The 1,373-nt window shown below is 32.3% G+C and carries 2 tRNA genes; both read left to right on the top strand.

The window, feature by feature from the left end:
* The first annotated feature begins 1,056 nt into the window (after positions 1-1,056).
* Positions 1,057-1,131 (top strand) — tRNA-Asn (locus BOD01S_RS22255).
* Positions 1,132-1,296: 165 nt separating this feature from the next.
* A tRNA-Glu gene (locus tag BOD01S_RS22250) sits at positions 1,297-1,371 on the top strand.
* Positions 1,372-1,373 lie beyond the last annotated feature (2 nt).

Raw genomic sequence — 1,373 nt, 5'->3', positions numbered from 1 at the left:
GCAAAAAGTCGCTGCTAACTTTGTTAGTAGTGGCTTTTTTTATTTTTTGGTTCTTTTCAACAATTATACAGAGACATACAAGGCGTTAGTTTTTCGTTAAGAGCTAATGCCTTTTAGTTATTTATCATTTTTTCTTTATTAAACTATTTATTGAATAGAGGGATAAAGGCAAGAAGGAAACATAACTCTTCAAATGTAGTATTGTGTCTGACTTTATCTCGGATTGAAGAAAGAAAAAACAACCTTCTTACGGAAGTAAAATTATTACCTTTTATAATGTTAGTAAATATATTTATTGTTCTTAAAATCTTATTTAGATACATGCATATGAGAGGACAATTATGAAAACAGCTAACGCTAAATAGCAATTGTTTATCCGGTTCGGGCAAACTCATTAAAAGCCAATAAATGAGCTTATAAGACATTCTATATAGTACCAATAATTCCATATACTCAAATCTTTTAAATCCCCTTCTAGAACCTCTATTTAAGCCTGTGGCATTCGTTTGTTGATATATCCTGACTTGTTTTGAAAGTCCCTTTTAATGCAGTTTTTGAGCTTGTGGAGGCATTTAATGAGAGAGAATAAAAGAATCAGCTATGAGGATAGATGAGTTGAAACGATCAAAATTGAGTAGATAAATCATAGGTTAAGAATAGCCTCTATAACCTAAGCTAAGCTATGGTGTAACGGTATGTAACTCATCACTAACTTTTAGTAAATTGATTAGGGGATTCTACTTATATAGTTCATGAACAGATGTTTAGAAACGCCAAACTCTTCAGACCAACAGAACATTGGTAATATGGACTCTTATATAAACTTATATTACAAGCCTATGTTTTTCTGCATCTTAGAAAAATAAGAGGCTGCCGCTCTTTGAGTTCCTATTTTTAACCATTCATTTTGAATAATAATATGTATAATTAAGGGGGTTTTTAAACATAGAAAAATCTTTTGAAATTTTTTAAAAAGTACTTGTATATTTTTAAGCGCTTGTTATAATAATAAATGTACAAGGCAAGCATAACAGCATGCAAATAAATAATAATTGTTCCGAAGTAGCTCAGTGGTAGAGCAACCGGCTGTTAACCGGTTGGTCGTAGGTTCGAGTCCTACCTTCGGAGCCATTTTTTTTGCCCATTAGAGGTGGTAGTACATTATTTTACTATTGCTTTAATGTACATACTGACTAATTTTTATACATACAAAATATTTTTCCAAAAAAGTACTTGCAAAGTATAAAAAATGGTGATATTATAAATCTTGTCTTCTTCAAGAAAACAAAATGATTTGGCCCGTTGGTCAAGTGGTTAAGACACCGCCCTTTCACGGCGGTAACACGGGTTCGAATCCCGTACGGGTCACCACT

This window comes from Lysinibacillus odysseyi 34hs-1 = NBRC 100172, assembly GCF_001591965.1.
Lineage (GTDB): Bacteria > Bacillota > Bacilli > Bacillales_A > Planococcaceae > Lysinibacillus_B > Lysinibacillus_B odysseyi.
Note: the sequence above shows the minus strand (reverse complement) of the source record. Positions and strands in the feature narration are given on the sequence as shown.